Source organism: Streptomyces sp. PA03-6a (assembly GCF_033792765.1).
Taxonomy (GTDB): domain Bacteria; phylum Actinomycetota; class Actinomycetes; order Streptomycetales; family Streptomycetaceae; genus Actinacidiphila.
The window spans coordinates 1-20,063 of record NZ_JARAVK010000045.1 but is presented as its reverse complement, the minus strand read 5'-3'; the positions used below and the strand labels follow the sequence as shown (position 1 = coordinate 20,063).

The window sequence follows — 20,063 nt, the reverse complement described above, 5'->3', positions numbered from 1 at the left end:
GGCTCCGGGAGGTAGGACCGGCCGGGCCGGCGGAACTCATCGGTGGCGGTGTCCGACCCGTGTGGTGTGATCGGCAGGAGCGACGAGGGAGCGGAAGATGGCAGCGCAGGTACGGATCGAGCCGTGGGCGGAGGGCGACCTCGACCTGCTGCGCCGGGCGAACGCGCCGGGGATGATGCGGCACCTCGGCGGCCCCGAGACCGAGGAGCAACTGCTCGTCCGGCACGAGCGGTACCTGGCGAGCGGCGGCGAGGGCGGTGGCGGGATGTTCAGCATCGTGCTGCTGCCCGAGAGGGTCCCGGCCGGGAGCATCGGCTACTGGGAGAAGTCCTGGCGGGGCGGGACGGTGTACGAGACCGGCTGGGGCGTCCTGCCCGAGTTCCAGGGGCGCGGGGTCGCCGTGGCCGCCGGGGAGGCCGTCATCGCCCGGGCGGCGGCCGAGAAGGGCCCGCGCTTCCTGCACGCCTTCCCCAAGGTCGACAACCACCCCTCGAACGCGATCTGCCGCAAGCTCGGCTTCACGCTGGTGGAGGAGTGCGACTTCGAGTACCCGCCGGGGCACCCCATCCGCTGCAACGACTGGCGCCTGGAGCTCTACGTCCCGTGAGGCCGGCCGCGGTCACCACAGGTCGCCGTCGCGCCAGTCGCAGATGAGCGGGCCGGACAGGTCGAGCGGGGCGGGCCCGGGCAGCACGAGCACGCAGTCGTCGTCCTCGGGGGTGCGGACGACACCGTCCGGCGTCAGCGCCGCGGTGGGGCCGCGCCAGGGCCGCCAGCCGCGCGCGGTGTAGAAGGCGGCGGCTCCGTCGGCGGCCGCCAGCGCCCCCAGGTCGTGGGCGCCGCGCACCAGCCGTTCCAGGGCGTCCATCAGCGCGGCGCCGTGCCCGCGTCCCCGGTGGTCGGCGCGCACGCCGACGGCCTCCAGGTAACCGGCGCGCAGCGCCCTTCCTCCGTGCAGCAGGCGGCGCTGGACGAGGGCGGCGTGCCCGACGAGGCCGCCGTCCTCCCACACCAGCGCGTGCATGCCGCCGAGGGCGTGCTCCCAGTCGGCGTCGGACAGGCCGCCCTCGAAGGCGGCGTCCAGCAGCGAGCGCGCCGCGCCGAGCACGGCGGCGTCCAGGTCGGCGGTGTGGGCGACGGTGACGCGGGCCATGTCCCCATCCTGGCAGGCCCGTCCGGGTCCGGCGCCGGCTGCCACAATCGACGCATGCTGACCCTCGGGACGATCGTGCTCGGAGTGACGGACGTGCGGCGCGCCGCGGCCTTCTGGGGCGCCGCCCTCGGCTACGTGCCCCGCGACGGCGAGGTGCGGGCGGAGGACGACTGGGCGGTGCTGGTGCCCGCCGCGGGAGCGGCAGGACCCGGGCTCGCGCTCGGCACCAGCGACACCCCGGTGCAGGAGCACCCCCGGGTCCACCTGGACCTGTACGCGGACGACGCCGCCGGACAGGCGGCGGAGGTGGAGCGGCTGGTCGCCCTGGGCGCCGGGCGGGTCGACTGGGACCTCTACCCGCCGGACCCCGACTTCGTCGTGCTGGCCGACCCCGAGGGAAACCGTTTCTGCGTCATCGACAAGAGCGTCGGCTGACCGCCGCCCCCGTACGTCACAGCGGTTCCGGCCCGACCTGCGGCGGGTCCACGAAGAAGCTGTCGTGGCGGAGCAGGAACTCCCGGAACGCCGCACCCCCGCGCTGCGCCATCTCGCCGGCCCGCTCGAAGTACTCCTCCCGGGGCGCGCCGGGCGCGAAGAGCAGCAGCATCGACGCGGGTTCGTCGGAGTCGTTCTGGAAGGCGTGCAGTCCTCCGGGCGGCACGTGGAGGAAGTCCCCGGGACGGGCGGTGATCCAGCGCTCCCCGTCGAAGAGCTGCACCGCCCCGGAGAGGACGAAGAAGGACTCGGAGATCGAGCGGTGGAAGTGGGTGCTGGGGCCGGGGGAGCCCGGGCCCATGTCGATCCGGTACAGGCCGAAGCCGCCGTCCGTCGACGCGTGCGTGGCGAGGTAGTGGGTGCGGTTGCCCGAAGGCGCGACCACGTCCGCGGCGGTGTCGGCGGAGCGGAACAGCGCGCTGATCTCGCCCTGTTCTCCGAGGTAACGGGGCTTGGGGTAGGACATGATCGCTCGTCGCCTCCTTCGGCATCGTTCAGACAGACCGTGCCACATCTGATCGAGGAACTCCGATCAGCGCTCCGGGAAGGACGGCCGAAAGGTTGACGAAGCGTGTCCGTGCCGCCCGGCCCGCGCACCCGCGACGGCGCCCGCGACCGCCGACCGTGGTTGCGGCGTCCCCCTGATGGCACGATGGCATGAGCACACCCGTCACCACACTCTCGACCGGGGGAACGGACCGATGAGCAAGGAGATCAGCGACGCGGACCTGACGGACGTCGCGGACGACCCCGCACAGGCCCGCCGACTGCACAAGGCGCTCAGGACGCTCGCCGACAACCCCACCGTGGACGGCACGCTCAAGGAGATGGCGCGGGAGGTGCTCTCCGGTCGCCTCGGCATGCGCGAGGCACTGGGCTCCAGCGCCTACCTCGGTGCGATCGGCGACCGCATGGCCGAGCTGAAGCGGGCCGACGAACGGCTGACGCCCGAGGAGCGGGCCGCGCAGGAGGAGCGCGCCCGGCGCTGGTTCGAGCAGCAGGCCGAGGAGGAAGCCGGGGAAGCCGGGGACGACCGGGAGGACGAGGCGGCCGGCGGCCACCGCCCGGCCGCCGTCCGGCGCGACCCCCGGGACGTCCCGCCCGCCTACCGGCCGCCGGCCCCGCGGGACTGAACGCGGACACGCGAGCGGGGGCGGGCCGTCCGGCCCGCCCCCGCTCGCGTGTCCCGGCGCCGCGCGCCGGAACGGGCTCAGCTCTCCGGCAGGAAGCCGGTCTGGATGAGCTGGTTGCCGCGGCGCCGCGTGATGAACTGCGCACGGCCCGGGGGCAGCCTGGACGCCTTGACGTTGCCGAAGACCGGGCCCTCGCCCGGGTCGCCGGAGAGCAGCACACCGGTCGCGCCCAGCTCCTTGACGCGGGTCAGGAACGGCTCGAAGGACGACCGGGACGCCCCCGAGGTGCTGCGTGACAGCACGATGCGCAGACCCAGGTCACGGGCGAACGGCAGGTACTCCATCAGCACCTGCATCGGGTTGCCCATCGAGGTGGCCACCAGGTCGTAGTCGTCCACGAAGACCCAGGCGTCCGGCTCGCTGTACCAGCTGCGGTTGCGCAGCTGCTCTGGCGTGACGTCCTGGCCGGGCATCCGGCGGCTCATGGAACCGGCCAGCGACTCCATGACCTCCTGCAGCTGCGGGCCGGAGGCGCAGTACTTGTACACGTGGCTCTCCGGCACCTGGCCGAGCAGCGCCCGGCGGAAGTCGGAGACCACGAACAGCGCCTTGCCGGACTCGTAGCGCTCGCTGACCTGCTTGGCGATCAGCCGCAGCAGCGAGGACTTGCCGGACTCGCTCTCGCCGTAGATGACGAACAGCGGGTCGGTCTCGAAGTCCACGAACACCGGCGACAGGGTGAGTTCGTCCACACCGATCGCGATGCCGCGGTCGGAGAAGTCGCCGCCCTTGGGCAGCTCGGTCGACGGCAGCATCGTCGGCAGCATCCGCACCTTCGGCGCGGTGGGCCCCGACCAGTTGGCGTTGACCGTGGCCACGAACTGCGCCATGCCCTCGGAGAGGTCCTCCACGTTCGAGGAGGCGTCGACGCGGGGCAGCGCCGCCAGGTAGTCCAGCTTCTCCGGGGACAGACCGCGGCCCGGCTTGCCGACCGGCACGTTCTCGGCGCGCCTGCGGTCGAACTCGGACTCCATCGGGTCGCCGAGCCGCAGCTCCAGCCGGCTGAGGACCTGGTCGCGCAGCGCGGGCCGGATCTCGGTGTAGCGGGTGGCGGTGATGACCAGGTGGATGCCGAAGCCCAGACCGCGGGTGGCGATGTCGTTGATGACCGGGTCGAGCATCTCGTAGTCGGTCTTGAAGGTGCTCCAGCCGTCGATGACGAGGAACACGTCGCCCCACGGCTGGTCGGGGAAGTGTCCCGAGGCCCGGCGGGAGCGGAAGGTGTTCATCGAGTCGATGACGTTGGTGCGGAAGAACTCCTCGCGGGCATTGAGGATGCCGTGCACCTCGGCCACCGTACGGCGGACCTTCTCCGCGTCCAGGCGCGAGGCCACCCCGCCGACGTGCGCCAGCCCGTCCAGGGCCAGCATGCCGCCGCCGCCGAAGTCCAGCGCGTAGAACTGCACTTCCTTCGGGGTGTGGGTGAGCGCGAAGGACGCGATCAGGGTGCGCACCAGCGTCGACTTGCCGGACTGCGGGCCGCCGACGACCAGCGCGTGACCGCCGGAGCTCGACAGGTCCGCGTACATGACGTCACGGCGCTGCTCGAAGGGCTTGTCGACCAGGCCGACCGGCACCTGGAGCTTGCCGGTGGCGGTGTAGCCGTCGGCGTGCAGACCCCGCTCGGCGCTCACCGTCAGCGGCGGCAGCACCTGGTCGACGCTGAACGGCTCGTCCAGCGGCGGCAGCCACACCTGGTGGGCGGGCGGCCCCTGGCCCTCCAGCCGGCCGACGATGACGTCGAGCACGGTGTCGGCCAGCGCGTCGTCCACCTGCCCGGCGCGGGGCTGCGGCTCCGGCTCGGTGACGATGCGCACGGGCACGGGCGAGGCGGTGAACAGCACGGGGGAGCGGTCGATGCGTGCCCCGCTCGCCGTCCGCGTGCCCGGCGCCCGGTAGGTGCCGGACACGTACGCGGCCTTGAACTGCACCATCGTGTCGGTGCCGTACTTCAGGATGCCCGCGCCGGGGACGTTGGGCAGGTGGTACGCGTCGGGCACGCCGATCGCGGTGCGCGACTCGGCGGCGGAGAAGGTCCGCAGACCGATGCGGTACGACAGGAAGGTGTCCAGACCGCGCAGCTTGCCCTCCTCCAGGCGCTGCGAGGCCAGCAGCATGTGCACGCCCAGCGATCGGCCGATGCGGCCGATCTGGATGAACATCTCGATGAAGTCCGGCTTGGCGGCGAGCAACTCGGAGAACTCGTCGATGATCAGGATCAGCGAGGGCAGCGGGTCGAGCGCCGCGCCCGCAGCGCGGGCCTTCTCGTAGTCCGTGATGTTGGCGTAGTTGCCGGACTGCCGCAGCAGCTCCTGGCGGCGGGTCAGCTCACCGGTGATGGAGTCGCGCATGCGGTCCACCAGGGTGAGCTCGTCGGCCAGGTTGGTGATGACCGCCGACACGTGGGGCATCGTGCCCATGCCGGTGAAGGTCGCGCCGCCCTTGAAGTCGGCGAGCACGAAGTTGAGGGTCTCCGAGGAGTGCGTCACGGCCAGTCCCAGTACCAGCGTGCGCAGCAGCTCGGACTTGCCGGAACCGGTGGCGCCGACGCACAGGCCGTGCGGGCCCATGCCCTCCTGGGAGGCCTCCTTGACGTCCAGCATGACCGGCTCGCCGGTCTCGCCCAGGCCGATCGGCACCCGCAGCCGCTCGTGGAGGGTCCGCGGCCGCCAGGTCCGCGCGACGTCCACCGACGAGGCGTCGCCGATCCCCATCAGGTCGGTGAAGTCCAGGTTCGCCAGCAGCGGTTCGTCGGCGTCGGCGGCGCCCAGCCGCAGCGGCGCGAGCTGCCGCGCCAGCGACTCGGCCTGTACGGGTGACAGCACGTCGGGGACGCCGGTGAAGGTGCCGGCCCCGGCCTCCAGGTACAGCTGGTCGCGCCACACCTGGATGGACAGCGAGCCGCGCGCCTCGTCCAGCTCGCCGGGGACGACCTCCAGGATCGTGACGCCCTGCAGGCCCTCGGCGGAGGCGATCACGGAGTCCGCCGGCACGCCGCCGCCGTCCAGCACGATCACCACGTGCGGCTGGTCCAGCACCGTCTGGCCCTCGCGGTTGAAGCGCGGCCTGCCGTCCAGCTCGTCCGCCAGCAGCTCCTCGACCTCACCCAGGTCGCCGCATATCAGACGGCGCGAGCCCGCGCCGTCGTGCTCCTTGTGCTGCGCGTGCGGCAGCCACTTGACCCACTCCCACTCCGACTGCGCGCCGGGCGCCGCCACGACGGCGACGACCAGGTCCTCCGGCGAGTGCAGGGAGCACAGTTGGCCCACGATGGAGCGGGTCTGCCCGTAGACGGTGTCGGGGTCCCCGGAGACCGTCACGTGGTAGAAGGAGCGCAGGCCCACGGCCAGCGGCAGGTTGTCCAGCGAACCGTGCGCCGCGATGAACTGCTGCATCGAGTGCGCGGTCAGCGGTTCCAGCTCGTCCACCGGGGCGGTCTCCGGCGCCACCAGCGGCGTCGACAGCTGCTGGGGCCCCAGGCCCACCCGCACCTGCGCGAAGTCCGGGTCGCTGAGCCGGCGTTCCCACACCCGCGAGCCCTCGGCGACCAGCGCCCACAGCTGTTCGGGCGCGGGGTGCAGGTAATACTGTGCGTCGCGCTGCTTGCGGGCGGTCTTGCGCACCCCGCGGCGTATCTGCGCCAGGTACTTCAGGTAGTCCCGGCGGGCCTCCGCCATCTGCCCCGACGGCCCCTTGCGGGAGCGCACGATCTGGGCCACCACCATCGCCACGGTGGAGCCCATCATGAGCACGCCCATGACCTTCATGAACCCGCCGGAGGTCCCCGACCCCGTCGGCAGGAAGAAGAACGCCGCCGACGAACCCATGCCGAGCATCGGCAGCAGATTCATCAGCAGGCCCTGGTCCTCGCCGCGTGGCAGTTCGGGCGGGGCTTCGAGCCGTACCTCCTCATTCGGCACCTCCGGCGGGTAAACCCGCGGCGGGCGCTTGATGACGACCACGCTCACCGATGCACCAGTCCTTCACGCGAATCGCAGTTTCGGGCCGCCCCCGTGGCGACGGTCCCCCGTATGACACGTCCCGGTCGCGCTCCACCCCCGCACGGGGCGGGCATTGGACCACAGGCAGGTGGCGATCCTACTGGGCATGACAGTCACAAGGCACTGGGACGGGTGAGGGACAAGGGACTTGGGGTACCCGGTAGGGTGACGGATCGCGAAGCGCGGAACGGGGGTCCGACCCTGGACGGCCGCGTGGACCCGACCTCTACCCATCCATCACCGGACGAGGGGGACCACTCCAGGTGAGCACGATCTCAGCGACGGGATTCTGCAGAGTCACGGTGGCGGCGCCGAACAGCCGGATCGATGTGGCACTTCCGGAGGACGTACCGCTCTCCGACATCCATCCCGAGATACTGCGCCTGTCGGGCCAGACGCCCGACGAAGCCGCCCCCACCGGCTACAACTTGGTCCGCCGTGACGGGCGTGTCCTCGACGACACCCTGTCCCTGGCCGAACAGCGCGTCCACGACGGCGAGTTGCTGCTGCTGCGTCCGTTCGCGGACTCGCTGCCGCCCGCCGTGTTCGACGACGTCGTCGATGCCGTCGCCGCCGCGGTCCAGACCGACCGCCGCAGCTGGAACGACGGCCTCATGCGCGGCGTGGGCCTGACCGCGGGCGTCATCCTGCTCGCGCTCATGGCCTTCGTGCTCTGGTTCTCCGAGCCGGTCAAGCACGACATGCACGGCCTCCCCGGCATCCTCGCCGGCGCCGCGGGCCTGGTGCTGGTGGCGCTCGCCTCGGTGCGCGCCCGCGTGTACGACGACCGGCACTCCGCCGTCGCCCTCGGCCTCGCCTCCCTGCCGCTGCTGCTCGTCGCCGGCTCCGGGGTCATGGGCGTCGGCAAGACCGAGGGACCCGGCCGGCTGCACTTCCTCATCGGCTGCGTCGTGGTGCTCGTCGCCGCCGTGCTCCTTGTGCTGATGCTGCCGCAGGGGGACGCGCCGTTCGTCGCGGCCTCCTTCACCGCAGGCGTCGGCACCGTGGCCACCTTCGTGGCGATCCTCACGGACGCCGCGCCGCGCGAGGCGGCCGCCGTCACCGCCGTCGTCATGATCGCCGTCATCGGCTTCCTGCCCGGCTGGTCCGCCCGCTTCGCCCGGCTGCCCATCGGTTTCCGCTCGCCCGACCAGGTCCAGGCCCGGCACCGCGGCGACGGCGACCGGCAGGGCGAGGAGGAGCCGGTCGACTTCGACCGGATCACCAACCAGGCCCGTCGCGGCCACGAGCTGCTGCTGGGCCTGGTCGGCGGCTGCGCGGCCGCGATCGTCGGCTCCGCCGGCGTCGTGCTCGGCTTCTCCGACAGCGCCTGGGCGCAGCTGCTCGCCCTCGCGATGGGCCTGGCGACGCTGATGCGCGCCCGGCTGTTCCGCTACACCTCGCAGGTCGTGACGCTGATGGTGGCCGGTGTGATCACCATCGGGCTGCTGATCATCGGTCTCGCCCTCAACCTGCCGACCGACGTCCTCACCGACCTGCTGCGCGGCAACCACTCCTCGCTCGACATCCGCACCGTGTGGCTGTCCGCCGCGGTGGCCCTGGGCGCCACCCTCCTGGTCGCGATCGCCCTCGTCGTCCCGAGCAAGGGCGTCACCCCCTTCTGGGGCCGGATGCTCGACCTCGCCGAGGCGACCGTGCTGCTCTCCCTCATCCCGCTCGCCCTCGCGGTCCTCGACCTGTACGCCGAGGCCCGCGGCATGACCAGCGGCTGAGCCGGGACGCCCGCGAGCCGCCCGCAGCACCGCCACCCCGGCCCCGGAGATCGCACCGGGCCCGGGGTGGTACTCTGTGTGACCGATGCGTCCGCCCATGTGCGGCGCGTCATGCCTTCCGAGTCATCGCAGCTTCTCCTGTGACGCAGACCAGGGGCGCTCGGAGGCACCGACACCACAAGGAGACCGCATGTCGCTCGACGTCGCGACGAAGAAGCAGATCATCGCCGAGTTCGGCACCAAGGAGGGCGACACCGGCTCCCCCGAGGTCCAGGTCGCGCTGCTCTCGCGCCGCATCTCGGACCTGACCGAGCACCTCAAGACCCACAAGCACGACCACCACTCCCGTCGTGGTCTGCTGATCCTGGTCGGCCAGCGCCGCCGCCTGCTGCAGTACCTGGCCAAGAAGGACATCCAGCGCTTCCGTGCGCTCGTCGAGCGCCTCGGCATCCGCCGTGGCGCGGCCGGCGCCCGCTGAGACGCCGTAAAGGGAGCGGTTCCCGTCCGGGAGCCGCTCCCTTGGCGTACGTACGGGACCGCGCTGGGCGCGAGACCGGGACCGAAGCTTTGTAGTCTGGTCCCATACACAACGCCATAGAGCATGCGGAGGGAGCGTCCTCCTAAACGCCACCAGAGCCGGTCCTCGGTAGTGGCCCCCGGGCAGCACGTACGTCCCGGTGGCTTCGATCGAAGACCGGCCCGGCGGGACGCCCCTCCACCGACGGCTCCCGGGAAGACGCCCGGGGGCACGAAAGAGGAGAATCCCCATAGTGGAGAACGAGACCCACTACGCCGAAGCCGTGATCGACAACGGCAGCTTCGGCACCCGTACGATCCGCTTCGAGACGGGCCGCCTGGCCCGTCAGGCCGCCGGCTCGGCCGTGGCCTACCTGGACGACGACACCATGGTGCTGTCGGCCACCACCGCCTCGAAGCACCCGAAGGACCAGCTCGACTTCTTCCCGCTGACGGTGGACGTCGAGGAGCGCATGTACGCGGCCGGGCGGATCCCCGGTTCCTTCTTCCGCCGTGAGGGCCGTCCCTCCGAGGACGCGATCCTCACCTGCCGCCTGATCGACCGCCCGCTGCGCCCGTCCTTCAAGAAGGGCCTGCGCAACGAGATCCAGGTCGTGGCGACGATCATGGCACTCAACCCCGACCACCTCTACGACGTGGTCGCCATCAACGCCGCCTCCTGCTCCACGCAGCTGGCCGGTCTGCCGTTCTCCGGCCCGGTCGGCGGCGTCCGCGTCGCGCTGATCCGCGGCCAGTGGGTCGCCTTCCCGACCCACAGCGAGCTGGAGGACGCCGTCTTCGACATGGTCGTGGCCGGCCGCACCCTCGAGGACGGCGACGTCGCGATCATGATGGTCGAGGCCGAGGCCACCACCAAGACGATCAAGCTCGTCGAGGACGGCGCCGAGGCGCCGACCGAGGAGGTCGTCGCGGCGGGCCTGGAGGCCTCCAAGCCCTTCATCAAGGTGCTGTGCAAGGCGCAGGCCGACCTCGCCGCGAAGGCCGCCAAGGAGACCGCCGAGTTCCCGATCTTCCTGGACTACCAGGACGACGTGTTCGAGGCGCTCGAGGCCGCCGTCTCCGACGAGCTCAAGCAGGCGCTGACCATCGCCGGCAAGCAGGCCCGCGAGGCCGAGCTGGACCGCGTCAAGGGTCTCGCCGCCGAGAAGCTGCTCCCGCAGTTCGAGGGCCGCGAGAAGGAGATCTCCGCGGCCTACCGCTCGCTGACCAAGAAGCTGGTCCGCGAGCGCGTCATCAAGGACAAGGTCCGCATCGACGGCCGCGGTGTCACCGACATCCGCACCCTGGCCGCCGAGGTCGAGGCCATCCCGCGGGTGCACGGCTCGGCCCTGTTCGAGCGCGGTGAGACCCAGATCCTGGGCGTCACCACCCTCAACATGCTCCGCATGGAGCAGCAGCTGGACACGCTCGCGCCCGAGACGCGCAAGCGCTACATGCACAACTACAACTTCCCGCCGTACTCCGTCGGCGAGACCGGCCGCGTGGGCTCCCCCAAGCGCCGCGAGATCGGCCACGGCGCGCTGGCCGAGCGGGCCATCCTCCCGGTCCTGCCGGCCCGCGAGGACTTCCCGTACGCCATCCGCCAGGTCTCCGAGGCGCTCGGCTCCAACGGCTCCACCTCGATGGGCTCGGTCTGCGCCTCCACCATGTCGCTGCTGAACGCCGGTGTGCCGCTGAAGGCCCCCGTCGCCGGCATCGCCATGGGCCTGATCTCCCAGGAGATCGACGGCGAGACCCACTACGTCACCCTCACCGACATCCTCGGTGCGGAGGACGCCTTCGGCGACATGGACTTCAAGGTCGCCGGCACCAAGCAGTTCGTCACGGCGCTGCAGCTGGACACCAAGCTCGACGGCATCCCGGCGTCGGTCCTGGCCGCGGCCCTCAAGCAGGCCCGCGACGCCCGTCTGCACATCCTCGACGTGATGATGGAGGCGATCGACACCCCGGACGAGATGTCGCCGAACGCCCCGCGCATCATCACCGTCAAGATCCCGGTGGACAAGATCGGTGAGGTCATCGGCCCCAAGGGCAAGATGATCAACCAGATCCAGGAGGACACCGGCGCCGAGATCACCATCGAGGACGACGGCACCATCTACATCGGTGCCGCCGACGGCCCGTCCGCCGAGGCCGCCCGCGCCACGATCAACGGCATCGCCAACCCGACGATGCCCGAGGTCGGCGAGCGCTACCTGGGCACGGTCGTGAAGACCACCACCTTCGGTGCCTTCGTCTCCCTGCTCCCGGGCAAGGACGGCCTGCTGCACATCTCGCAGATCCGCAAGCTGGCCGGCGGCAAGCGCGTCGAGAACGTCGAGGACGTCCTCGCCGTGGGCTCCAAGGTCCAGGTCGAGATCGCCGAGATCGACCAGCGCGGCAAGCTGTCGCTGATCCCGGTCATCGAGGGCGAAGAGACCGCGGCCGACGACAAGGCCGAGGACGCGTCCGAGAAGTGACCACCGGCTCCACACGCGTGACGGCCCGCCCCTCCACCAAGGGGCGGGCCGTCCGCACGCAGACCCTGCTGCCCGGCGCCGACGGCATCGGTACGGTCCGGCGCAGCGTCCTCCCCGGGGGACTGCGCGTCGTCACCGAGACCCTGCCGACGGTGCGCTCCGCGACCTTCGGCATCTGGGTCGGCGTCGGTTCCCGCGACGAGACCCCGGCACTCAACGGCGCCACGCACTACCTGGAGCACCTGCTCTTCAAGGGCACCGCGCGGCGCAGCGCACTCGAGATCTCCTCGGCCATCGACGCCGTCGGCGGCGAGATGAACGCCTTCACGGCCAAGGAGTACACGTGCTACTACGCGCGTGTCCTCGACACCGACCTGCCGCTCGCCATCGACGTGGTCAGCGACATGCTGACCGGGTCCCTGATCCGCCAGGAGGACATCGACGCCGAGCGCGGTGTGGTCCTGGAGGAGATCGCGATGACCGAGGACGACCCCGGGGACCAGGTCCACGACCTGTTCGCCACCGCCATGCTGGGCGACTCCCCGCTGGGCCGCCCCGTCCTCGGCACGGTCGACACCATCAACGCCCTCACCCGCGACCAGGTCGCCCGCTTCTACCGGAAGCACTACGATCCGACCCGGCTGGTCGTCGCCGCCGCGGGCAACATCGACCACGCCACCGTCGTCCGCCAGGTCCGCAAGGCCTTCGAGGACGCGGGCGCCCTCCGCGACGCGGACGCCGTGCCCCGCCCACCGCGCGACGGCGCCCGCACGATCCGCGGCCAGGGCCGGGTGGAGCTGCTGGAGCGCCGCACCGAGCAGGCCCACGTCGTGCTCGGCATGCCGGGGCTGTCCCGGCACGACGACCGGCGTTGGGCGCTGGGCGTGCTCAACACGGCGCTCGGCGGCGGGATGAGTTCCCGGCTGTTCCAGGAGGTCCGCGAGAAGCGCGGCCTCGCCTACAGCGTCTACTCGTACACCTCGTCCTTCGCGGACTGCGGCCTGTTCGGCGTGTACGCCGGCTGCCAGCCGCGCCGCGTCCACGAGGTCCTGAAGATCTGCCGCGAGGAGCTCGACCAGGTCGCCGAGCACGGGCTGAGCGACGAGGAACTGCACCGCGCCATCGGTCAGTTCTCCGGCTCGACCGTGCTCAGCCTGGAGGACACCGGCGCGCTCATGAACCGGATCGGCAAGAGCGAGCTCTGCTGGGGCGAGCAGATGTCGGTGGACGCCACACTGGAGAGGATCGCCGCGGTCACCCCCGACGAGGTGCGCGCGGTCGCCCGCGACGTCCTGGGACAGCGTCCCTCGCTGGCCGTCATAGGCCCGCTGAAGGACCGGCAGGCCGCCCGCCTGCACGAGTCCGTCGTCTGAGCCTGAGCCGTACCGACCGTCTCGAACGTCTGGACCGGAGGACTGGAACGATGAGCAAGATCCGTGTGGGTGTGATCGGGGCCCGCGGCCGGATGGGCGCCGAGGCGGTCAAGGCCGTCGAGGCCGCGGACGACCTGGAGCTCGTGGCGGCGATCGGCCGCGAGGACAAGCTGGAGACCCTGGCCGAGAACGAGGCCCAGGTCGCGGTGGAACTGACCACCCCGGGCTCGGTCATGGGCAACCTCGACTTCTGCCTGCGGCACGGCATCCACGCCGTGGTCGGCACCACCGGCTGGACCGACGAGCGCCTGGACACCCTGCGCGGCTGGCTCGGCGCCACGCCGGGCACCGGTGTGCTCATCGCCCCGAACTTCGGCATCGGGGCGGTCCTGGCGATGCGCTTCGCCCGCCAGGCGGCCCGCTTCTTCGAGTCCGCGGAGATCGTCGAACTCCACCACCCGGACAAGGTCGACGCCCCCAGCGGCACCGCCGTGCGCACCGCGCAGCTCATCGCCGACGCCCGCCGCGAGGCCGGGCTCGGCGCGCAGCCGGACGCCACCGCCACCGCCCTGGACGGCGCGCGCGGCGCCGACGTCGAGGGCGTGCCCGTGCACGCGGTGCGGCTGCGCGGTCTCGTCGCCCACCAGGAGGTGCTCTTCGGCGACGCCGGAGAGGTCCTCACCATCCGTCACGACTCCATGAACCGCGGCTCCTTCATGCCGGGCGTGCTGCTCGGCGTGCGCAGGGTCGTCTCCACGCCGGGACTCACCTTCGGCCTGGAGCACTTCATGGACCTCGACTGACCGACCGAGAGACGACAGACTGAGAGCCGGTTCGCCCACCATGCGCGCAAAGATCACCTACTTCGTCCTCGCGGCCGTCCTGGTCGTGTACTTCGTGCTGGCCGGCGCCCGTGGCGTCTGGCTGATCCAGGACGGCCGACCGGTCACGGTGGTCCTCGGCGTGGCCGTGCTCGTGCTGCCGCTGGTCGGCGTCTGGTTCCTGGTCCGTACGACGCAGTTCGCGCGCAACGCGGACCGGCTGGCCCGCGAACTGGAGGCCGAGGGCGGCCTGCCGGAGGACGAACTGGTGCGCACCCCGAGCGGGCGCGTCGACCGCGCCTCCGCCGACGCGGTCTTCGCCCGGCGCAAGGCCGAGACGGAGGCCGCGCCGGAGGACTGGCGGACGTGGTTCCGGCTCGCGGTCGCCTACCACGACGCCCGCGACACCCCGCGGGCGCGCAAGGCCATGCAGCGGGCGATCGCCCTGCGCGGGAAGGCGCCGCAGACCCCCTGAACGGGGCCCCGGCCTCAGCCCGGCAGGACGGTCGTCCCGGCCTCCCCGGGGGCGCCGGTCAGCGCGCGCAGCAGGGCGTGCGGGGCGCGCCCGTCCAGCACCCGTGCGGTGCGGACACCGGCGCGGACCGCGCGCAGGCAGCTCTCCATCTTCGGCACCATGCCGCCCCCGAGTGACGGCAGCATCCGTTCCAGCTCGGTGGCGGTCAGCCGGTCCAGCACCCGCTCCCGGCACGGCCAGTCCGCGTACAGCCCGGGCACGTCCGTCAGTACCACCAGGGCCTCCGCGCCCAGCGCGGCGGCGAGCGCGCCGGCGGCCGCGTCCGCGTTGACGTTGTAGACCTCGCCGTCCGTGCCGCGGCCGAGCGGCGAGACCACCGGGATGTGCCCGTGGTCCAGCAGCATGTCCACGGCGGCCGTGTTGACCTCCGTCACGTCCCCGACCAGGCCGATGTCCATCAGCTCCCCGCCGACCTCGGCGTAGCGGCGCACCGCGGTGAGCGTGTGCGCGTCCTCGCCGGTGAGCCCGACGGCGTACGGGCCGTGCTCGTTGAACAGCCGCACCAGCTCCCGCTGCACCTTGCCGGCGAGCACCATCCGCACGACGTCCAGCGTCTCCGGCGTGGTGACGCGCTGACCGCCCAGGAAATGCGCGGGTACGCCCAGCCGGTCCAGCTGCGCGCTGATCTGCGGACCGCCCCCGTGCACCACCACGGCCCGCACCCCGGTCCGCCGCAGCAGCACCACGTCCGCGGCGAAGCCGCGCAGCAACGCCCCGTCGGTCATGGCGTGCCCGCCGAACTTCACGACGACGGTGCGGCCCCGCAGCGGTTCCAGCGCGGGCAGCGGCGCGGGATGCGTGAGGAGCGTGTTCGGATGCGGCGGTGCGAGCAAGAGTCGCTCCAGGTCCTCGGCGGGCCGGGTCGGCCGGACGCTAACAGCCGCAGGCAAACCCCCGATGACGCCCGGCTGTCGCCTCTACGCCGTCTCCCGCCACCGGTGCGCGTCCCGGACGGGCGGGGCCTCGTCGCACCGCCTCGTCGACGTGCCCGGCCCGGACCGGGGCGTGGCGCCCCGCTGAGCCCTCAGCGGCTCAGCTCGGAGGCCCAGCCCTCTATGGCGTCGGCCGCCTGGTCGAAGGCCTCCGTACGGCCGAGGAAGTCCGCGTTGTGGTCGGTGAGCAGCGGTCGCAACCGCTGGCCGTCCGCCCGCGTGACGACCAGGGCCTGGCCCTGGACGGTCCGGGGCAGCCCCAGCCACTTCACCGGCTGCTGGGCCGTACGGACGGCCCCGACCCGGTTCCACGGCAGCGTCGTGGTGTAGAAGAGCCCCACCTGCCGCAGCCCGCGCGTGCTCACCCAGAACCCCACGCGCAGCAGACGCAGCGCGCAGACGATGGCCAGCACGGCGGCGACGACCGTCGCGGCGACCCCGGGCCCGTTGCCCGCGAGCCCCATGATCACTCCCGCGATGAGCAGGTACGAGGCGAGCACCAGCAGCATCGCCGCCGCGGCGACCCGCCAGGGCCCCGGGCGGTAGGGACGGATCCACCCGTCCTGGACCCGGTGCGGAAGGGCGGCGTCCGCGGCGTACTCGTCGTGGCCGCTGTCGGCGGCGAGGAAGGGCAGAGACACATCGGTGAGGCTAGCGGGCCCCGCCGGGACCGGCCAGCAGTGGTCCGCCGGTCGTCTGCCTTGCTCCGCTTTGCGGGGGGTGGGGCCGGTGTCGACGGGTGTCGGGCGATGTCGGAGCGGGCGCATAGGCTGGGCGCCGCCCCAAGCTCCATGAGGAAGGACGCCCGGTGACCGACATCTCCGCCGACGATTCCGTGCAGTTCCGCGACGACGTGACCGTCGAGCTCGTCAAGCACAGCGCCGCCGACTCCGACGTGCTGTGGGCCGCCCGGGTCTCCACGGCCGGCGAACAGTCCCTGGCGGAGCTGACGAAGGACCCCGAGCGCTCCAAGGGCCTGATCAACTACCTCATGCGGGACCGCCACGGCAGCCCCTTCGAGCACAACTCCATGACCTTCTTCATCAGCGCCCCGATCTTCGTCTTCCGCGAGTTCATGCGCCACCGCGTCGGATGGTCGTACAACGAGGAGTCCGGCCGGTACCGCGAGCTGCAGCCGGTCTTCTACGTGCCGTCCACGGAGCGCAAGCTGGTGCAGCAGGGCCGCCCCGGGAAGTACGAGTTCGTGCACGGGTCCCCGGAGCAGCACCAGGCCGCCGTGGACGCCATGGAGGCCTCCTACCGGCATTCCTACGAGGCCTACCAGAAGATGCTGGCGGCCGGCGTCGCCCGCGAGGTCGCCCGGGCCACCCTGCCCGTCGGCCTGTTCTCGTCGATGTACGCCACCTGCAACGCCCGCTCGCTGATGCACTTCCTCGGCCTGCGCACCCAGCACGAGCTCGCCACGGTCCCGTCCTTCCCGCAGCGGGAGATCGAGATGGTCGGGGAACGGATGGAAGCCGAATGGGCGAAGCTCATGCCGCTCACCCACGCCGCCTTCAACGCCAACGGCCGGGTCGCTCCGTAGCAGGTCACCACTCATCCGGAATCTTCCGATTGCCGGGTTTCATGCTGTTCGTCTAGTCTTCAGAAACGGATTCCGGTGCTGCTTGAACCCCCGAGCAGGCAGCGCCGGAGTCCTCATCGCAGGTCCCGAGGGGGTGTCCCGGCACCGGCACCGAGTAGCGTTGGACTCATGGCTCCGACCTCCACCCCGCAGACCCCCTTCGGGCGGGTCCTGACCGCAATGGTCACGCCGTTCACCGCGGACGGCGCCCTCGACCTCGACGGCGCGCAGCAGCTCGCCGCCCACCTCGTCGAGGCAGGCAACGACGGCCTGGTCGTCAACGGCACCACCGGTGAGTCGCCGACCACCAGCGACGTGGAGAAAGAGCAGCTCGTCCGGGCCGTACTGGAGGCGGTGGGCGACCGCGCGTTCGTCGTCGCCGGCGTCGGCACCAACGACACCCACCACACCGTCGAGCTGGCCCGCCAGGCGGAGCGCGCCGGCGCCCACGGCCTGCTCACGGTGACGCCGTACTACAACAAGCCCCCGCAGGAGGGCCTGTACCGGCACTTCACCGCCGTCGCGGACGCCACCGGTCTTCCGGTGATGCTCTACGACATCCCCGGCCGCAGCGGCGTCCCGATCGAGACCGAGACCCTGGTCCGGCTCGCCGAGCACCCCCGGATCGTCGCCAACAAGGACGCCAAGGGCGACCTCGGCGCCGCGAGCTGGGCCATCAGCCGCAGCGGCCTCGCCTGGTACTCCGGCGACGACATGCTCAACCTGCCGCTGCTCTCCGTCGGCGCCGCCGGCTTCGTCTCCGTCGTGGGACATCTGGTCAGCCCTGAGCTGCGGGCCCTCCTCGAGGCGTATCTCTCGGGTGACATCCACAAGGCGGCCGAGATCCACCAGAAGCTGCTCCCGGTCTTCACCGGGGTCTTCCGCACCCAGGGCGTCATCACCACCAAGGCCGCCCTGGCCCTGCAGGGGCTGCCCGGCGGCCCGCTCCGGCTCCCGCTCGTGGAGCTCGGCGAGGCCGCGACGGCACAGCTGAAGCAGGATCTCGCCGCCGGCGGGGTACAGCTGTAACCAAAGACTTAAGAACTGAATATCGCTCCATGAGGACAACGCAACAGAAAGCACGCTGTCATGCGCGCACGGTGTCCCCGGGTGTCCGCCCGGGGCCTGTGGCGTGCGTGGTGAGGAGATACTTTGAGCCATCCGCACCCTGAGCTCGGCCCGCCCCCCGCGCTGCCCGAGGGGGGCTTGCGCATCACCCCGCTCGGCGGTCTCGGCGAGATCGGCCGCAACATGACGGTCTTCGAATACGGAGGCCGGTTGCTGATCGTCGACTGCGGGGTGCTCTTCCCGGAGGAGGAGCAGCCCGGAGTTGACCTGATCCTGCCGGACTTCACGTCCATCCGTGACCGCCTGGACGACGTCGTCGGCATCGTCCTCACCCACGGTCACGAGGACCACATCGGCGCCGTCCCCTTCCTCCTGCGGGAGAAGGACGACATCCCGCTGATCGGTTCGAAGCTGACCCTGGCCCTGATCGAGGCCAAGCTCGCCGAGCACCGCATCCGCCCCTACACCCTCGAGGTCGCCGAGGGGCAGCGCGAGCGCATCGGGCCCTTCGACTGCGAGTTCGTGGCGGTCAACCACTCCATCCCCGACGCCCTCGCGGTCGCCATCCGCACCCCGGCCGGCATGGTCGTGCACACCGGCGACTTCAAGATGGACCAGCTGCCGCTCGACGGCCGCCTCACCGACCTGCACGCCTTCGCGCGCCTGTCGGAGGAGGGCATCGACCTGCTGCTCTCCGACTCCACCAACGCGGAGGTGCCCGGCTTCATCCCGCACGAGCGGGACATCCTGCCGGTGCTGCGCCAGGTCTTCGCCAAGGCCGAGAAGCGGATCATCGTGGCCAGCTTCGCCAGCCACGTCCACCGCATCCAGCAGGTCCTGGACGCGGCCCACGAGCGCGGCCGCAAGGTCGCCTTCATCGGCCGCTCCATGGTCCGCAACATGGGCATCGCCCGTGACCTGGGCTACCTGCGGGTCCCACCGGGCCTCATCGTGGACGTCAAGACGCTCGACGACCTCCCCGACGAGAAGATCGTCCTGGTGTGCACCGGCTCCCAGGGCGAACCCATGGCGGCCCTGTCCCGGATGGCCAACCGCGACCACCAGATCCGCATCGTCGAGGGCGACACGGTGGTCCTGGCCTCCTCGCTCATCCCCGGCAACGAGAACGCGGTCTACCGGGTGATCAACGGCCTCACCCGCTGGGGCGCCAACGTCGTGCACAAGGGCAACGCCAAGGTGCACGTCTCCGGCCACGCCTCCGCCGGCGAACTGGTCTACTTCTACAACATCTGCAAGCCGCGCAACCTCATGCCGGTCCACGGCGAATGGCGGCACCTGCGTGCCAACGCCGAACTCGGGCAGGCCACCGGCATCCCGAAGCAGCGCTGCGTCCTCGCCGAGGACGGCGTGGTCGTCGACCTCGTCGACGGCGTCGCCAAGGTCACCGGCAAGGTCCAGGCGGGCTACGTGTACGTGGACGGCCTCTCGGTCGGTGACATCACCGAGGCCTCCCTCAAGGACCGCCGCATCCTCGGCGAGGAGGGCATCGTCTCGGTGTTCATCGTCGTCGACAGCACCACCGGCAAGGTCGTGGGCGGCCCGTTCGTCCAGGCCCGCGGTTCCGGGATCGACGACGCGGCGTTCAACGACGTCCTCCCCAAGGTCGAGGAGTCCCTCGCCCGCGCCGCCTCCGACGGCGTCGCAGAGGTCCGTCAGTTGCAGCAGCTCATCCGCCGAGCCATCGGCAAGTGGGTCTCCGACAACTACCGTCGCCGCCCGATGATCCTCCCTGTGGTCGTGGAGGTCTGACGCACCACCAGGAGCGGGGCACCCCGATTTGCATCGGGGTGCCCCGCTCCAGTACGTTGTCACAACCCCCGCGACGAGAACGCCACGGAGACGTGCGTGCCCACAGCGGAGCGGTAAATCCGACGGAAAGCATCTGCTAAAGTCGGGGAGCGCGAAAGCCGAAAGGCAGAAACGCAAAAGCAGGAAATCCCCGCCGGCGGGAATCGGGCCCGAAAGAGTCTGATAAGCTGGTGACAACGAAGGGAAAGCCCGGAAAGCCCGGAAAGCCCGGAGAGGCCGGTGAAACGGTCTCGAAGGAAGCTTCCGTTTCTTGAGAACTCAACAGCGTGCCAAAAGTCAACGCCAGATATGTTGATACCCCGTCCATCTCGGACGAGGTTCCTTTGTAGTAAACACAGCGAGGACGCT

The 20,063-nt window shown here is 71.3% G+C and carries 17 protein-coding genes and 1 pseudogene; 12 read left to right on the top strand and 6 right to left on the bottom strand.

Annotated elements, in window-relative coordinates; all coding sequences use genetic code 11:
- Window positions 1–97: 97 nt before the first annotated feature.
- Window positions 98–607 (top strand): GNAT family N-acetyltransferase, encoded by a 510-nt coding sequence (locus PV350_RS13725; protein WP_500333961.1) that lies wholly within the window; start codon window positions 98–100, stop codon window positions 605–607.
- A 12-nt stretch (window positions 608–619) separates the two neighbouring features.
- Here the strand turns inward: PV350_RS13725 and PV350_RS13720 are convergent.
- Window positions 620–1,209: pseudogene (locus tag PV350_RS13720) on the bottom strand (GNAT family N-acetyltransferase).
- Between PV350_RS13720 and PV350_RS13715 the strand changes: the two are divergent.
- Window positions 1,208–1,588: a VOC family protein gene (locus PV350_RS13715; RefSeq protein ID WP_499514340.1), complete on the top strand. Its 381-nt coding sequence runs from the start codon at window positions 1,208–1,210 to the stop codon at window positions 1,586–1,588. The pseudogene PV350_RS13720 and the gene PV350_RS13715 overlap by 2 nt on opposite strands.
- Before the next feature lie 16 nt (window positions 1,589–1,604).
- On the opposite strand, the gene PV350_RS13710 is transcribed toward PV350_RS13715, so the two are convergent.
- Window positions 1,605–2,114, bottom strand: coding sequence for a cupin domain-containing protein (locus tag PV350_RS13710; RefSeq protein WP_500333959.1), 510 nt, complete (start codon window positions 2,112–2,114; stop codon window positions 1,605–1,607).
- A 235-nt stretch (window positions 2,115–2,349) separates the two neighbouring features.
- Here PV350_RS13710 and PV350_RS13705 point away from each other — a divergent pair, with 235 nt between their 5' ends.
- Entirely contained in the window at window positions 2,350–2,781 is a 432-nt protein-coding gene (locus PV350_RS13705) for a hypothetical protein (protein ID WP_500333957.1), read from the top strand.
- 77 nt (window positions 2,782–2,858) lie between these two features.
- Here the strand turns inward: PV350_RS13705 and eccCa are convergent, their stop codons facing one another.
- Window positions 2,859–6,809: a type VII secretion protein EccCa gene (gene eccCa, locus PV350_RS13700; RefSeq protein ID WP_499514343.1), complete on the bottom strand. Its 3,951-nt coding sequence runs from the start codon at window positions 6,807–6,809 to the stop codon at window positions 2,859–2,861.
- Window positions 6,810–7,105: 296 nt separating this feature from the next.
- On the opposite strand from eccCa, the gene eccD reads away from it, so the two are divergent.
- The 6 genes from eccD (at window position 7,106) to PV350_RS13670 (ending at window position 14,240) form a co-directional block, all read left to right on the top strand.
- Window positions 7,106–8,575 (top strand): type VII secretion integral membrane protein EccD, encoded by a 1,470-nt coding sequence (gene eccD, locus PV350_RS13695; RefSeq protein WP_499514344.1) that lies wholly within the window; start codon window positions 7,106–7,108, stop codon window positions 8,573–8,575.
- Between the two features lie 190 nt (window positions 8,576–8,765).
- Complete coding sequence (gene rpsO, locus PV350_RS13690; RefSeq protein ID WP_361804583.1) at window positions 8,766–9,053, top strand: 30S ribosomal protein S15; 288 nt, start codon at window positions 8,766–8,768, stop codon at window positions 9,051–9,053.
- A gap of 292 nt (window positions 9,054–9,345) precedes the next feature.
- Window positions 9,346–11,571 (top strand): polyribonucleotide nucleotidyltransferase, encoded by a 2,226-nt coding sequence (locus PV350_RS13685; RefSeq protein WP_499514345.1) that lies wholly within the window; start codon window positions 9,346–9,348, stop codon window positions 11,569–11,571.
- Window positions 11,568–12,944: a M16 family metallopeptidase gene (locus PV350_RS13680; protein WP_500325846.1), complete on the top strand. Its 1,377-nt coding sequence runs from the start codon at window positions 11,568–11,570 to the stop codon at window positions 12,942–12,944. Before PV350_RS13685 ends, PV350_RS13680 begins: the two co-directional genes overlap by 4 nt.
- A 50-nt stretch (window positions 12,945–12,994) precedes the next feature.
- Complete coding sequence (gene dapB / locus PV350_RS13675; RefSeq protein WP_499514347.1) at window positions 12,995–13,747, top strand: 4-hydroxy-tetrahydrodipicolinate reductase; 753 nt, start codon at window positions 12,995–12,997, stop codon at window positions 13,745–13,747.
- Window positions 13,748–13,787: 40 nt separating this feature from the next.
- Window positions 13,788–14,240: a hypothetical protein gene (locus PV350_RS13670; RefSeq protein WP_499514348.1), complete on the top strand. Its 453-nt coding sequence runs from the start codon at window positions 13,788–13,790 to the stop codon at window positions 14,238–14,240.
- Window positions 14,241–14,254: 14 nt separating this feature from the next.
- On the opposite strand, the gene argB is transcribed toward PV350_RS13670, so the two are convergent.
- Both argB and PV350_RS13660 read right to left on the bottom strand, forming a co-directional pair.
- Window positions 14,255–15,133 carry an acetylglutamate kinase gene (gene argB, locus PV350_RS13665; protein WP_499514349.1) on the bottom strand — a complete coding sequence of 293 codons (879 nt, stop codon included), beginning with the start codon at window positions 15,131–15,133 and terminating at the stop codon, window positions 14,255–14,257.
- A gap of 191 nt (window positions 15,134–15,324) precedes the next feature.
- Window positions 15,325–15,873 (bottom strand): SCO5741 family PH domain-containing membrane protein, encoded by a 549-nt coding sequence (locus tag PV350_RS13660; protein WP_499514350.1) that lies wholly within the window; start codon window positions 15,871–15,873, stop codon window positions 15,325–15,327.
- Between the two features lie 167 nt (window positions 15,874–16,040).
- Between PV350_RS13660 and thyX the strand changes: the two genes are divergently transcribed.
- From thyX to PV350_RS13645, 3 genes are all read left to right on the top strand, one after another.
- Window positions 16,041–16,778 carry an FAD-dependent thymidylate synthase gene (gene thyX / locus PV350_RS13655; RefSeq protein WP_499514351.1) on the top strand — a complete coding sequence of 246 codons (738 nt, stop codon included), beginning with the start codon at window positions 16,041–16,043 and terminating at the stop codon, window positions 16,776–16,778.
- A gap of 168 nt (window positions 16,779–16,946) precedes the next feature.
- Complete coding sequence (dapA, locus tag PV350_RS13650) at window positions 16,947–17,846, top strand: 4-hydroxy-tetrahydrodipicolinate synthase (RefSeq protein ID WP_499514352.1); 900 nt, start codon at window positions 16,947–16,949, stop codon at window positions 17,844–17,846.
- A 123-nt stretch (window positions 17,847–17,969) separates the two neighbouring features.
- Entirely contained in the window at window positions 17,970–19,655 is a 1,686-nt protein-coding gene (locus PV350_RS13645) for a ribonuclease J (RefSeq protein ID WP_500333953.1), read from the top strand.
- A gap of 136 nt (window positions 19,656–19,791) precedes the next feature.
- Here the strand turns inward: PV350_RS13645 and PV350_RS13640 are convergent.
- The coding region (locus tag PV350_RS13640; protein WP_500333951.1) for a hypothetical protein at window positions 19,792–20,063 on the bottom strand (272 nt) is incomplete at its 5' end.

Excerpts from the sequence above, each read along its gene's own strand:
- PV350_RS13725 (WP_500333961.1), top strand. The coding sequence starts at position 98 with ATGGCAGCGCAGGTACGGATCGAGCCGTGGGCGGAGGGCGACCTCGAC.
- PV350_RS13715 (WP_499514340.1), top strand. The coding sequence starts at position 1,208 with ATGCTGACCCTCGGGACGATCGTGCTCGGAGTGACGGACGTGCGGCGC.
- PV350_RS13710 (WP_500333959.1), bottom strand. The coding sequence starts at position 2,114 with ATGTCCTACCCCAAGCCCCGTTACCTCGGAGAACAGGGCGAGATCAGC.
- PV350_RS13705 (WP_500333957.1), top strand. The coding sequence starts at position 2,350 with ATGAGCAAGGAGATCAGCGACGCGGACCTGACGGACGTCGCGGACGAC.
- rpsO (WP_361804583.1), top strand. The coding sequence starts at position 8,766 with ATGTCGCTCGACGTCGCGACGAAGAAGCAGATCATCGCCGAGTTCGGC.
- dapB (WP_499514347.1), top strand. The coding sequence starts at position 12,995 with ATGAGCAAGATCCGTGTGGGTGTGATCGGGGCCCGCGGCCGGATGGGC.
- PV350_RS13670 (WP_499514348.1), top strand. The coding sequence starts at position 13,788 with ATGCGCGCAAAGATCACCTACTTCGTCCTCGCGGCCGTCCTGGTCGTG.
- dapA (WP_499514352.1), top strand. The coding sequence starts at position 16,947 with ATGGCTCCGACCTCCACCCCGCAGACCCCCTTCGGGCGGGTCCTGACC.